The organism is Bacillus sp. CH140a_4T (assembly GCF_008923725.1).
Lineage (GTDB): Bacteria > Bacillota > Bacilli > Bacillales > Bacillaceae_G > Bacillus_A.
Genome location: NZ_WBPF01000005.1, coordinates 43417 through 57997, shown reverse-complemented (window position 1 = coordinate 57997; position 14581 = coordinate 43417). Strand labels below are relative to the sequence as shown.

The window sequence follows — 14581 nt, the reverse complement described above, 5'->3', positions numbered from 1 at the left end:
AAACATAGGTTATTAAATCATATTTTTATTCCATACGTAGAGCGATATTACCGAACTGTTCTCCCTGTTCCATACGTTTTAATGCTTGAATGGCTTCTTCTAACGAATATACTTTATCAATAATCGGTTTAATCTTATATTTCTCTATAAACTTAATCATTTCATGAAATTCCTCACGGCTACCCATAGATGTCCCCATAATATCGATTTGGTTATAAAATAATGCACGTAATGGCAATTCAATTTTATCTCCTGAGCTTGCACCAAAATTAACAATTCTCCCATTTGGTTTTAATACATCAAAGTATTTTAAGAATGTCGCTGGACCTATACTATCGATTATTAAATCTACTTTCTCTCCGCGTAAACTCTCTTCCCAATTTCCAGAACTATTAAAAGAAAAGTCTGCGCCATATGTTTCGGCAAACTTTCTTTTACTCTCTACCCTTGAAGTAACACTTACTTTTGCACCAATTGCTTTTGCAAATAACATGGCAAATGTCGCTACACCGCCGCCTATCCCCGGAACTAAAACATGTTCTCCACACTTTAATCTACCCTTTGTAAAAAGCGCTCTATATGCAGTTAATGCCGATAAAGATAAAACCCCTGACTCTTCCCAAGTAAGATATGACGGTTTTGCCACTACATTTTCAGCTGGCACAATAACATATTCAGCAAATGTTCCATTTTTCGGTCCACCTAACACCTCTGGTAACTCAGGTATTTCAGCAATATTATCCCATCCAATACTAGGATTAATAATAACCTCGGTTTGCAATAAATTATTTGAAACACCTTCTCCGATTTCTGTAACAATTCCTGAACCATCTGATCCTATTACTAACGGCAGCTCCATTTCTTTTCTATTGTTTATAATAAATAAATCCCTATGATTTAATCCTGCAGCTTTTAACTTTACTTTTACTTCACCGGCATTAGGATTTGTTTCAGATGAAAATTTATATTCTAATCCTTCTACCCCTTTTTTATATTGATGTACAATAGCTTTCATTGTTTAATTCCCCCTTAATATTTTCAATGTACTAGAAATATCGAAATAAATAAAATAATCCGTCTCTAATAATTGGAAATAATGTATATCGTTATGACAAAAGAAAAAATCCCTCCCTATAAATAACGTAGAAAGTGGTTTTTAAAATTTTTTAGATAAGAATCTGTAATTTTAATTTTTTTGAGTTTTGGCCAATTCTAAAATTCTTTGAATAAACGGTGCCTTTTCCTTTGTATATGAAACACGATCAAAAGGATATGTAGCTGCAAGTTTCTCTTTTAATTCTCTATATTCTTTACGTGCCCATTCATGTTTTATTAGAAAGTCTCGAAATAAAAGATTGTTTTTCCATTCGTCACTATTATAAATATAAACATGCAAATGATGGGTACCAGCTCTCCATTTTCCCTTTCTAAAAAAACGTCGATTAGGTGTTTCTTTTGGAACATACTCATATCCAATTTTTAATAAATCTTCAATCCTCTTTTCAGTAATTTGTAAATCCATTACGCCAATCATCATATCAATTAGAGGTTTCGCTCCTAATCCTTGTACAGATGTGCTCCCTATGTGTTCAATAGCAATACATTCTCCTCCAAATAATGAAATAAATTTCTCTTTTTCTATTACATACTCTTCATGCCAGTCTTTTTGATATGGTTTAATAACGATTTGTTGTTCCATTTTATTCACCTACTTATAATTATTTATTATTATATTTATAAAATTTTATGTGATTAACATAGGATTTTCACAAAATATGTCGAATACTGAAATATACAACTTAATTATAATAAATGTGAGGTATATTATGAAAGCTAATCCAGTTGAAATTCAGTTGAATCAAATAACATTCCAATTAAAAGAACATCATAATTTTGATTGGCTTACGAAATTAGGAACCGTATTTGCGGTTTTTGACCAGCAAGATTCAGGAAATCTATCTTTTGGTGTAGAAAAAGATGGTCATAAGAAATTTATTAAATATGCAGGAGCAAATACAATTGCATATAACGGCAAGATCAGTGATGCTATTGAAAAATTAAAAAATTCAGTTTCCCTATACGAGGAATTAAAGCATGACTCACTTATAAAACTAATTGAACACTTTCCAGTTCACACTGGATATGTATTAATTTTCGATTGGTTTGATGGTGAATGTCTTCATTCGCATTGGAGTTTCCCGCCTCCTGAAAAATATAAAAATCCAAATTCTCCATTTTATAAATTTAAGCATTTATCAGTTATGGAACGAATTCAATCCTTAAATTCTATTTTTTCTTTCCATACCTATGTCGAAAAGAAAAAATATGTAGCAATAGATTTTTATGACGGTAGTATTTTATATGATTTTCATACAAACGAGACGAAGATTTGTGATATTGATTTATATTCTAAAAAACCATACGTCAATAAAATGGGAAGATTATGGGGTTCCTCTCGTTTTATGTCTCCTGAAGAATTCGAGCTAAATGCAATGATTGACGCAAGAACAAATGTATTTAATATGGGGGCAATGGCTTTTGCTCTCTTGGGCGGTGGAAAAGATCGCTCCTTTACAAAATGGGAAGCAAGTAAAGATTTATATGAAATAGCGTATCGTGCTGTAAATGAAAACCGAATTGAACGATATACGTCGGTTGAAACATTTTATAAAGAGTGGCTAAACGAGGCTAATGCTAAAAAGATATAAACTTATATTATTAAATGCAAAAAGTTTCTACTATAATCATGTATAATATATTTGAAATGGAAATTCAAAATAACGAGGCACATACTATGAACTTTGTTTATATTAATCAAAACGTATTAAATAATCTTCTTTACATTCTAATTAGTATATTTATTTTCTATTTTATATATGATAGCGGGCACTATTTAAAGAAATATAAAAAACTACTTATTATACTTTGTACGAGTGTACCTCTTATTTTATGTATGCGCTATCCTATCTATATGGATGAAAATTGTATTCATGATTTAAGACAAATACCAGTTATAATAGGTACGCTTTATGGTGGATTCCCTGTTGGTATAATATTGTTTACTATTTTATTAGTTACAAGGTTTTCATTTTATGGATTTAGTATGTTAACCATACTAGTTTATGGCACAATGTTTATCATTACAGCGTTCGCATCCGCAAAATTTAATAAGTATAATAGAAAAAATAAAGTAGCTTATGGAATGTTTTTAACATTTTTTCTAGCGATATTTACAACTGTAATTGTATTAACTTTATCAGATTTTGAAGTGAATAATTTATACATTATTTATTTTATAATATTACCAACTATTTTAATGTTGTTTGTCATTTATTTTAATGAAGTTTTAAAAGATGCAGTATGTATGCGATCGAAGTTAATTAAAATGGAAAAAATGGAAATAGTTAGCCAACTCGCTGCTAGTATATCGCACGAGGTTAGAAATCCCTTAACTGTCGTAAAAGGATTTACGCAACTTTTAAAAACACCAAATTTAACTCCAGAATCAAGAGACGAGTATATTGAACATATACTTGAAGAGTTACATCGTGCCCAAGGAATTATTGATGATTATTTAACGTTTGCTAAACCTGCTTCAGAAAAATTAGATCATATTTCAATAGAACATGAGTTAAATCGAGTTATTAATATGATTTTACCGTTATGTAATATGAACACAATACATATTACAAAAGATTTCTCTACGGCAACAATTGTTGGTAATAAACAGCACTTTCAACAATGTTTTTTAAACTTAATAAAAAATAGTATTGAAGCAATGCCTAATGGTGGTACTTTAAATATTTCCTCATCTATTAGTAATAATAAAGTTATCATACGAATTGAGGATAGTGGAATTGGTATGTCACAAGAGCAAATAAATCGATTTGGCGAACCGTATTTTAGTACAAAAACGAAGGGTACAGGTTTAGGTACAATGGTTGCTGTTAAGATTATTGAAACGATGCAAGGTAGTTTAAAAATCCGAAGTATCGTTAATAAAGGTACAACTTTGACAATTACATTGCCGAAATGTAATATGAACTCATCTGAAAACAAATAAAAAAGGAGCATAATTGCTCCTTTTTTATTTGTTTCGATACATAAGTATCTTCTATGTTTTTTAAGTTTACATTTGTGGAGACTAATTTAGAAATTAGTACCCTCCGCCCCAGCAGCTGCATCCAACGATAATTAATAAAATAAATAACACAACTAATAAAGCGAAACCTCCACCAAAACCACAAGAACCACCGTAACTCATATTTTTTCCTCCTTTTGGTTTGAAAACTAATAGGTAGTTGATCATTTTAACTGGTTCGTATTATACATTATGTAAATATCCCTTTTTTGAGCATGTCCACATAAAAATAAGTAAAAGCACTCATTTGAGAGTGCTTTAAAATGGATACCAAAAGTTTTGAAATACATGTAACTTTAAATACACTGCAACAATTAAAATAAAAACACCTACAAATAAAGCAATGAAATCCCCGCTTTTCGCTTTATTTCTATAAAACCAAGTTCGTGTATTCTTCTTTCCAAATCCTCTTAAATCCATTGCATTTGAAACAGTATCGATTCTATCTAGTGAATGAATAATTAAAGGCCAAAAAATTAAGACACGGTTTTTCATACGGATCAATAAACTTGCTTCTCCTTTTTCAAAAGCTACTCCTCTCGCCTCTTGCGCATGTTTAATAACTTTATATTCGGACTGAATATCAGGTATGTAACGTAATGCAATATTTATTGCATATGTAATCTTATAATGAATTCGAAATTTACTTAAGCTACTCACAAATTTGCTTGGATCAGTCGTATATATAAAAATAAGTGTAAATGGTAATAACGTAAAATATTTTAATGAAAGTGTAGCTGCATAAAATAATGTTTCATATGTAATTGTTGCATATCCAATATGTAAAAACGAAGTATATGATTTGGTTAATTCAGATCCATGAGTTGGTGTAATAAATAAAATCATGACAGAATTTAATAAACTAAATGTAAATATAACAGTAAAAACAATGCAAATTTTACGAAATGGAATTTTAGCAATAAATAGTCCGATACATCCAATCATAAATATAACTAGCAATATACGAAAATCGAAAAACAAAAAAGTAAGTGTCATACAAAAAATAAATAACAACAATTTCACTGCTCCATCCATGCGATGAAAATATGTACTATACACCTTCCTCCCTCCTATTAACATTAAAATAAAGTTCCATAAACCTTTCAGGATATGAAATCCCACTAAATTTAACTAGTTTGAATAAAGAACTTTCCCTTAGATTCCCTCTTTGTAACGTTGCTGGATCCCCTAATACCATAGACGCGGAATTATTCGCAATAATTTCCCCTTTACAGAGAACAATCGCTCTGTCAGTATATTCTAAAGCGAGATTCATGTCGTGTGTGATAAAAATAAAAGATATTCCCTTTGAAGCTAGTTTTCTAATAAACGACATAAACTGTTTATAATGATAATAATCTTGTCCCGCTGTCGGTTCATCTAAAATGATAAGTTTCGGATTTGTTGTTAGTGCAGATGCTATTGTTACTCTCTTTTTTTGTCCATAACTTAATGCCTGAATTGGCCAATTTCGAAATGGATACAAACCACAAATTTTTAACGCTTCTTCCGCTCTAAGTTTAATCTCTTTCTTTGAAATTTTTTTTAATTTTAATGAAAATGAAACTTCTTCTATAACAGTAGGTTGTGTAATCATATGATTTGGATTTTGCATCACATAACATATAACCTCACCCCGTTTACGAATAGACCAAGAATTGATATTTACTCCATCAATTAAAATCCTATTATTATTTGTTTTATTTATCCCTATAAGACTATGAGCTAATGTTGATTTACCCGCTCCATTATGGCCCAAAAGTGCTACAATTTCCCCTTCATATATGGAGAAATTTACATTGTCTAATACTTTTTGTTTATTAGGATATGAGAATGATAAATTCTCTACTTTCAATAACTCTTTTATTATAGGAGTGTCTTTACAAAAAGCTTGCTTCTCCATCCACTCATTTATTACGCTACTAACACTTTCCCTTTGAAGATTTTTAATGGGGTATATTACGTCATTATTACTATCAAACTGTAATCTCTTTAATACTTCTATGTACATGGGCTCTCTTAAGCCGATAGATGGTAATATACTTGACGTTAAAATCTCTTCTGGAGTGCCTATCGCAACAATTTCCCCTGCTTCCATTAAAATGATTTTATCTAAATCTAGATTTAACAGTTCTTCTATTCGATGTTCAATAATTACGATTGTTTTATTATATTGTTTATGTATATCTTTAATAAGTTCTATTGTATGTAAGCTACTTACAGGATCTAAATTTGCTAAAGGTTCATCGAACAATAATATATCAGCATTCGTTGTTAACAAACCTGCTAAAGAAACAGTTTGTTTTTGTCCTCCAGATAATTCATGCGGACTTTGTTTATGAAAAGTATGCATCTTTACCTTTTTTAATGAGTCCGAAACAATCTTTTTCATATTATCCTGATTTACACATTCATTTTCTAAATAAAAAGCTACATCTTCTTCCACTGTAAGACCAATAAATTGAGCATCTTGATCTTGCAAAATTGTTCCTACTTGTTTACTCTGTTCAAAAACACTCTCTTTCCTCGGATCTTTTCCAGCAATCAAAATATTACCAGTACTAATTCCTTCATAAGAAAACGGGATAAGCCCATTGATACAATGAGCTAACGTTGATTTCCCTGAACCACTTCGTCCAGCAACTAGCACTTTTTCTCCAGGAAATATATGAAATGTAATGTCTTTTACAGTAGACTGCGCCGCACGCTCATATTGAAAGCTAAATTGTTCAAAAGAAATAATTGGTTGCATGTTAACATCCCTACTTTTCAATTTTTAAATGTGTATGTTTCTTATTTGATTTAGCTAGACCTATTGTAATTGGCAATCCAAGAACTAAAAATACAATAACATCAGCAATTGTAGCTCCTAATACTTGTATAACAATTTTGTTAAACGGTTCTCCCATTACAATAATATCGAATGCCCCAGCAAATATAATTGCAATGACGATACCAATTAACCCAATAATGGATAAATAAGAAATATCTCCCTTATTATATGTCCCGTTTTTCACACTAAAGCCCACTCTTTTTTGAATGAGCCCCATTGCAAAGCCGATAATGCCTGAACTGATTACCCACCCCCACCAAATACCCCAACCAGCGATTGTATCCGTTACGGTATGACCGATAAGTCCTATTAACAGTCCTGCTACTGGGCCAAATAACGCTCCAAAAACAGTTAAAATAGCTAATGCAGGTTTAATAAATGTATTTGGTGCAATAGAAAATCCCCAAAGTCCTAATATCCCGTATAATGCTGCTCCAATTCCGATTGCCACTACTAACTTCGTTGATAATTTGTTCATTACAATTCCCCTCTCATACTAGTCAACTTTTATTACTCTATATTTATTTTGGAAATGAATTATGCATCAACACTCCCTTTCTATACAACAAAAAATGACCTCTTATATAAGAGGTCATTTTCTTTCACGTTCAAGAATCCTCTTATCTTTCAAAAAACACATCGTGTCTTCTGCGGAATTAGCACCTTCCTATAAATATACATAGGGGTTGCTGAGGTTTCATAGGGCCGTTCCCTTCACCTCTCTGGATAAGTATTAATTTGTAATTCGTATTATGGCACTAAGAAGAATAAAATTCAACACTTTTCTAATTATTTTTATTTTTTATTTAACGGTACATTTAAATCATTGTATTCTTATCGGGATTACGAAATAATAAATTCAAAATAGTTACGGGAGGAATGTACGATGAAAGTAATCGGTTTAATTGGTGGACTAAGTTGGGAATCTACATCGTTATACTATAAACATATTAATACACTTACACTCTCTCAATATGATCAAAATGCAAAACTTGTTTTATATAGCATGGACTTTGGTGAAGTAACTACTTTATTACAAAATCATCAATACGAAGAAGTGAAAAACGAACTAATCACAGTTGCAAAAAAGGTTGAAAAATCCGGAGCTGATTGTTTATTAATGTGTTCCAATACGGTCCATTTATTTGCTGAGGAAGTAGAAAATGCAATATCAATACCACTTCTTCACATTGGTGATGTAAGTGCTAAAGAAATGGTAGAACAGAATATACAGCGTATCGGACTATTGGGTACGAAACAAACGATGGAACAAGACTTCTATAAATCACGTCTAGCAACTTTTAATATTGAGACAATCATCCCAAATGAAGAGGAAAGAAATTTTATTCATCATGTTATTTTAAATGAATTAAGTAAAGGAATTATTTCAGAAACATCAAAAGAAAAACTTTTACAAATTACAAAATCATTAATTCAAAACGGCGCAGAAGGTATATTGCTAGGATGCACTGAAATACCATTGCTCATTTCCCAAAACGACCTTACTGTACCTGTTTTTGATACCGCGTTTTTACATGCAAATACTGCTGTGCAGTTTGCAGTATAATAATATAAAAGCATAAAGGTAGAGCCTCTATGCTTTTATATTGTCCACACTATTTATTTAAAAGAGATTTTATAACTGCAATTGCTTCTTTAGTACCACCACATTCTAAAAAACTATCATTCAGTTTTCGTATACCATGTTTATACTTTTCATTTGAAAGAACGTCTGTTACCGCTTCATTTAAAGTTTGCACATTAACATGTTCTTTCAATAATCAATGTGCTGCTTCAAGTTCAGTTAATCTTTGAGCTATCATTGGCTGGTCTTTATCATGCGGAATTATAACAAATGGGACATTAAAATAAATAGCATCGTGTACGCTGTTCATGCCACCATGTGTAATAAAAACATCTGCTTCACTTAATATTTCTGATTGGGGTACGTATGAAGCAATTATAAAATTGTCTGGCGCTTTCTTAATTTTAGAACGATCATTTCTATCACCAATTGCCATTACAACTATTCCATCAAAATCCGAGAAAGTATCAATGCACGTATTAAAGAATGGTTCGAGCCCCTCAAGCAGTGTTCCCATTGAAATATATATAACTTTCTTACCTTTAAGCAATTCAAGTGGGAACTCTACATTTGTTTTACGCTTTGAAATACTAGGACCAATAAAAATGTTATTTCTTCCAAACAAATCGCTATTAGGTTGAAAATAGCGACTTGTGTACACAAGAGTAATATCTCCCTTATTATGCATAAATTGAAGATTATTTTTAAGCTTTACTCCAAATTCATGTTCCATTTGACGTAGTAAATTTCCAGAAAATTCATCGGTTCGGAATTGTATTTCTGCATTTGGATGAAAAGGTAAAGTCTCCAAAAATTCTGGAGGAATTAAAAATATAGGAGAAGAAAGTACGCCTGGAATTTGTAAATACTCCTTTACTAACTCTCCAGCACCAAATATATCGTAAATTACGAAATCAAAATTGATACTCTCACATAGTTGTTTCGTAATTTCTAATATATATATAAAGAAGTTTGAACATGTACATGAAAGAAAGAATTCAGCCCATGTGAGGTTTCAGTATCAATAGAAATCTCCTTTAATAAATCTGGATGAGTATATACAGTTGCTCCCAAATCTTCAATTCTGCTTTTAAAGTGTTCTGTTGTAATATAATGTACGTGATCACCCCGTTCAGTAAAGGCTTGGACTAAACGTAATGTAGGATTTACATGTCCCTCTGCTGGAAAATTAACCACTAAAATATTTAGCACTTATTTCTCACTCCTTACATTTCAATACTCTTATTAATCATACTGTAATTATTACCGTCAATCTTCCCCTAATAGTCCTAATATACTTACTACTTTAGATTGATAAATAATTGTCAGTTAATAAATTAAAAAAGGCATCTACATAAGTAGATGCCTAACCGTGATAAGGAGTGTTCTGTGAGGTTAGAATAAGCTTTTCAGCTTGTCCTATGCTATCAATATATGATTTATTTTATAAAGTGTGCATAGTTGATAGAAGATTTTATCCTTCTCTATCATCCATTTTGAATCTATTCCTAAATAAGACGACTCTAGTTTCTATAACATTTCATATGTTTTAACCTTCTTGAGAGCTATCTATTTTTGTAGTTCCTCCAGTCAATCGCTTATTTTTTAATTCAAAATAAGCATCTAAAACTTCTTTTCCAATATCAGAGTTAATACCAGATTTATCATTAATAACCCACGGCACAACTACAGAGAATGCTACTTCAGGATTATCATACGGCGCATATCCTGCTAACGTTAAATTATAGCATTCTCTTCGCTCACCTTTTTCATTTCTTCCAATATCACTTTCTCCGCCGTATACTGTCTGTGCTGTCCCTGTTTTACCTGCTGGCTTATAAGATGTTTTTTGGAACGCCCTTACTCCTGTTCCATCACCTTCTTGGAATACCCTTCTAAATCCTTCTTTTACTTGATTTATATATTCCTCTTTCATATCTATCTTATTTAAAACGATTGGTTCTACTGAATGCACCACTTTACCAATCTCATCTTTTTTCGACGTTTGCTCTCTTACCTCTTGAACAATTTGTGGCTTCATTCGATATCCACCGTTTGCGATTGTTGAAATATACTGTACAAGCTGAAGTGGCGTATAGGTGTCATACTGACCAATTGAGTAGTCTAGTAAGAAACCAGGTTGATTATCTTTTTTACCAATTTGTCCAGCTGTTTCATTCGGTAAATCAATACCCGTTGGAACACCTAATCCAAATTGTCTGAAATAATACCTCATTTTATCAAAGTACTCCTGTTTAATATCTAATGAACTATTTTTCACATAATCCACACCTGCAATTTTTAATGCTGTATGAAACATATAAACGTTTGAAGAGACTTGTAACGCCCTTAAATCATCAATATTTCCAAACTCTTTCCAAGACTTTTTTTCCTTAGTTCCTTTAAACTTCATAGGTGCATCATAAAAATAAGTACCTGGTGTTATAGCGTTCGTTTCAAATCCAGTTAAAACTGTCGCACCTTTAACTGTTGATCCAAGCTCATAAGAACTAGTCATTGTGCCTAATGCATAGTCTTCAACTTCTGTTTTTCCGTCTTTTTCTACAAGTCTTTTCCCGGCCATGGATAATACTTGTCCGTTTTTTGGATTCATCATCACAACGAAAGCACGGTCCAACATGGATTCTGACCCTTTATATGCCTTTAATATTTTTTCAATACTTTCTTCTACTTTCTTCTGCAATTCCATATCTATTGTTAAAGTTAAATTCTTACCGCTCTTTCCCTCAGAAACTGTTTCCGTTCTAATTGTATTACCTTGTTTATCTGCAACGCTTCTTACTTCTTTTTTTGTACCATGAAGTACATCTTCATATTGCTGCTCGATATAACTTTTTCCAACCCTATCATTTCGGCTATAATCACGTACCAAGTAGTAATCTAATCGTTCACTTGGTAATCCTTCATCGGAATTAGAAACATTTCCAAGAACAGATCGGAATAATCCATCATTTACATACACTCTCTCCCAATCCACCGATACGTCTACACCTGGGAGATTCGCTAAACCTTCACTAATTATAGTAAATTCCTTTTCACTAACATCTTTTTTAATAATTTGAGGAGCCATTTGATAACCAGAAGTCATCTTACTTTTAATAGCTAACACTTTTATATCTTTCTCTGTTAATTCCTGAAGATTTTTATCTGTAACCCGTTTTCTTTTTAACTCTTCTATTTTTTCATCTAGCTTCTTGCCGCTAATATCCTTTTCTCTAAATGTATCTATTTCTTTTTTCGATACTAGATTTTCAGCCAGTTTCGGATTTAATTGCATCCAAAAATCTTTCTTATCTGTCTCATTTAACTTATCTATATCTTCTTGCGGCATTTCAATTATGTCTACAAGTTGTCTTGCAGTTTTTAATATATCTTCTGATTTTACACCTTTCATCTTTGTGTACGTGATCGTTCGTAAAGATGTATTATCAACAACTGGATTCCCTTCTCGATCAAATATTTTTCCACGTGGGACAGATAGGCTCACAGTTGCATTTTCTCTCTTTTCTACTTCATTTTTATAAGTCTCTCCATCGAAAATTTGCACTTTACCTAACTGTATAATCATTGCAGAAAACAATAAAAATACACAAAGAAATAAAATGTTTAACCGCGTCGGTATTGCTTTACCACTTTTTTTCTCATACTTTTTCACTTTGTCATAATCTCCTCCTTACAGAATTTCTAATAATAATTAAATCTATATATTAAAAGTAATGCACATTTTCTATACAGTACTTTGCACAAATATTAATATACTGATAAAAACTTAATAGAAATTAAAACAAAGGTTAAGAAAAGGTAAAGTTTACTAAATTAAATATAAAAATCCCCAATAACCAAAAGTTAAGCTTTCGGTTATTGGGGATTTAGTAATTTAAGAGTTAATAATTGGATGTATGGATTCGAATCTATCATCATAATTTGACAAAGATTTTTCACTCTGAGCTTTCGGCAAGTAAATCGTTACTGTTGTCCCGACTCCAACTTCACTCATAATACTTATATTCCCTTGATGACTTTCAATGATTTTATAACTTAACATTAATCCGATCCCGGTACCTTTTTCTTTCGTACTATAAAAAGGCTCACCTAATCTCTTAATTCTATCTTCAGGTATCCCTATTCCTTCATCAATTACATGAATAATGACACCATCATCGTTTATTTCTTTTATGTGAATTGTAATCTTCCCACCATTTGGCATAGCTTCGATAGAATTTTGCAAAATATTAATAAACACTTGTTTCAATTGATTTTCTGAGCATTCAATGCTTATGTCTTTGATGTCTGCATATAGTTCCACTTGAATATTCGTCATAATTGCTTTTGTATTCATTAACGATACGACATTATTATAAATTTGATAAATATTTTTTTGTTCTGTATTTATCTCATCTGTTTTAGCAATTGATAAAAACTCTTGAAGAATCGCTTCTATTCTTTCAATTTCAGAAAGCATTAAATCAAAATATTTTTCTTGATCTTCTTTATTAATTTGAAATAACTGTATAAATCCTTTAATGACAGTTAATGGGTTCCTCACTTCATGAGCCACACCAGCTGCTAATTGACCAATTGCTGCAAGTGTATCTGATTTATTTAGCAATTCTTCTGTCTTTCTCCGTTCTGTAATATCGCGTACAATGATCATTATTTTATCATGTAATAATGGTAAGCATCTAGCTTCAAAGAAATCGATAGTCCCATTAATTGTAAGTGGATATTCAACAATTACATTTGTTCCTTTTTCCTTCACTTGATGAATTGCTTCCTGAAACTGCTGTGCTACTGGAGATGGTAATACTTCGAAAAACTTTTTTCCCATAAAAGCTTGTGCCGGTACGTAAAATTTCGAAGGGGATCCTGCTTTATAATCTATAATTGTGCCATCATCTTCTGTTAAGAAACATAAATCTGGTAAAGCCTTAAAAATTAATTCCAATTCAGACGTTTGTTGTTTTAACTGCTCTTCTATCGCTTTTAAATGTGTAATATCTACTCCGACAGCCCAGTAGCTATATCCTGTTACAGGAAACTGTTCTGATATATTGGACCACATGATTGTTTTGATTTCACCATTTTTACATGTTAACTGCATTTCCCAATCCCTGAAATTTTTTCCACAAGTCAAAAATTTCGTTTGTATTTGGTGACGATAATTATGATCTGGGTACAATAATTGTAGGGCATTTGGATTCCCTATTATTTCTTCAGCGGTATAACCTGTTACAATTTCACACTCCCGATTCCACAAAACAAAATCTCCATTATAATCAAGCGCATCAACCATAACAGGCATGTTTTGTAAAATCGTATGTAGTTCCTCCTCTTTTCGAGAAAGCAACGTTGTATTTTTACTTTGAAATACCTTTGTTGCTCCATCTATAATTAGATTTGAAAGCATTTCAAAGTATTTTTGACAATTGAAAATGTCACTTTTGTTTGACCATACTACAAAAGATCCTAAATGTTGATTGTATAAAAAAATGGGGATTTCAATTTTGGGAAGTTTACATATTTTAATCTCATTTATTCCAAAAGAAAATATACATTCTTTTTCAGCATCAAGAAATTGATGTGATATGTTGGTTAATTTATAAAACTGTTCTGCCATGGTTTCTATTGTACTCACATCAATAAGTTCCATTAGCCGCGCATTCATTCCTTTTTCACCTCAATATGTAAAATTAATACAAATTCAAAATTTATACTTCTCCATTATACGAAGAATGTGCGTATAGGTATATAGCTGTAGAATAATTATTCGAACAAATTTTATTTTTCAATTAAAAATGAGAAAAATTTACGTATAAAATGAAACTTTCATCATTATGTATTCCATCAAACACCAATTTTAATTTGACAAACAACCGAAAGCGCGCCTTCATGCACACATTTAACTATGACATTAGCCTTATTCACATCACTTGTAGCAGTATAAAAATACAAAAAATATAAAGTTCATAAAATTTTCACAATTATTATGAAAAATATAAAC

General features: G+C 31.4%; 11 protein-coding genes, 1 pseudogene and 1 riboswitch. Of the genes and pseudogenes, 3 read left to right on the top strand and 9 right to left on the bottom strand.

Annotation, left to right across the window (positions count from 1 at the left end; all coding sequences use genetic code 11):
* Positions 1-25: 25 nt before the first annotated feature.
* Positions 26-1015 carry a zinc-binding dehydrogenase gene (locus F8162_RS01255; protein ID WP_151582792.1) on the bottom strand — a complete coding sequence of 330 codons (990 nt, stop codon included), beginning with the start codon at positions 1013-1015 and terminating at the stop codon, positions 26-28.
* A 171-nt stretch (positions 1016-1186) separates the two neighbouring features.
* A complete protein-coding gene (locus F8162_RS01250; protein WP_151582790.1) occupies positions 1187-1699 on the bottom strand; it encodes a GrpB family protein in 513 nt (170 codons plus the stop codon).
* Between the two features lie 127 nt (positions 1700-1826).
* Between F8162_RS01250 and F8162_RS01245 the strand changes: the two genes are divergently transcribed.
* Together F8162_RS01245 and F8162_RS01240 are read left to right on the top strand one after the other, a co-directional pair.
* Positions 1827-2708 carry a protein kinase domain-containing protein gene (locus F8162_RS01245; RefSeq protein ID WP_151582788.1) on the top strand — a complete coding sequence of 294 codons (882 nt, stop codon included), beginning with the start codon at positions 1827-1829 and terminating at the stop codon, positions 2706-2708.
* Positions 2709-2794: 86 nt separating this feature from the next.
* Positions 2795-4063, top strand: a complete 1269-nt coding sequence (locus tag F8162_RS01240; protein ID WP_151635383.1) for a sensor histidine kinase — start codon at positions 2795-2797, stop codon at positions 4061-4063.
* Between the two features lie 93 nt (positions 4064-4156).
* Here the strand turns inward: F8162_RS01240 and F8162_RS01235 are convergent, their stop codons facing one another.
* The 4 genes from F8162_RS01235 to F8162_RS01220 all read right to left on the bottom strand — a co-directional run bounded on the left by F8162_RS01235 (position 4157) and on the right by F8162_RS01220 (position 7452).
* Complete coding sequence (locus tag F8162_RS01235) at positions 4157-4264, bottom strand: YjcZ family sporulation protein (protein ID WP_000120182.1); 108 nt, start codon at positions 4262-4264, stop codon at positions 4157-4159.
* A gap of 135 nt (positions 4265-4399) precedes the next feature.
* Positions 4400-5200, bottom strand: coding sequence for an energy-coupling factor transporter transmembrane component T family protein (locus F8162_RS01230; protein WP_151582786.1), 801 nt, complete (start codon positions 5198-5200; stop codon positions 4400-4402).
* Complete coding sequence (locus tag F8162_RS01225; protein WP_151582784.1) at positions 5193-6893, bottom strand: ABC transporter ATP-binding protein; 1701 nt, start codon at positions 6891-6893, stop codon at positions 5193-5195. Before F8162_RS01225 ends, F8162_RS01230 begins: the two co-directional genes overlap by 8 nt.
* A 10-nt stretch (positions 6894-6903) precedes the next feature.
* Positions 6904-7452, bottom strand: a complete 549-nt coding sequence (locus tag F8162_RS01220; protein ID WP_151582782.1) for an ECF-type riboflavin transporter substrate-binding protein — start codon at positions 7450-7452, stop codon at positions 6904-6906.
* Positions 7453-7591: 139 nt separating this feature from the next.
* A riboswitch (SAM riboswitch) is annotated at positions 7592-7707 on the bottom strand.
* A gap of 153 nt (positions 7708-7860) precedes the next feature.
* Here F8162_RS01220 and F8162_RS01215 point away from each other — a divergent pair.
* Complete coding sequence (locus F8162_RS01215; protein WP_151582780.1) at positions 7861-8541, top strand: aspartate/glutamate racemase family protein; 681 nt, start codon at positions 7861-7863, stop codon at positions 8539-8541.
* 49 nt (positions 8542-8590) lie between these two features.
* Here the strand turns inward: F8162_RS01215 and F8162_RS01210 are convergent.
* From F8162_RS01210 to F8162_RS01200, 3 genes and pseudogenes are all read right to left on the bottom strand, one after another.
* A pseudogene (locus F8162_RS01210) lies at positions 8591-9771 on the bottom strand (macrolide family glycosyltransferase).
* 337 nt (positions 9772-10108) lie between these two features.
* Positions 10109-12235: a peptidoglycan D,D-transpeptidase FtsI family protein gene (locus F8162_RS01205; RefSeq protein ID WP_151582778.1), complete on the bottom strand. Its 2127-nt coding sequence runs from the start codon at positions 12233-12235 to the stop codon at positions 10109-10111.
* A gap of 222 nt (positions 12236-12457) precedes the next feature.
* Positions 12458-14245 carry a PAS domain-containing sensor histidine kinase gene (locus tag F8162_RS01200; protein WP_151582776.1) on the bottom strand — a complete coding sequence of 596 codons (1788 nt, stop codon included), beginning with the start codon at positions 14243-14245 and terminating at the stop codon, positions 12458-12460.
* Positions 14246-14581 lie beyond the last annotated feature (336 nt).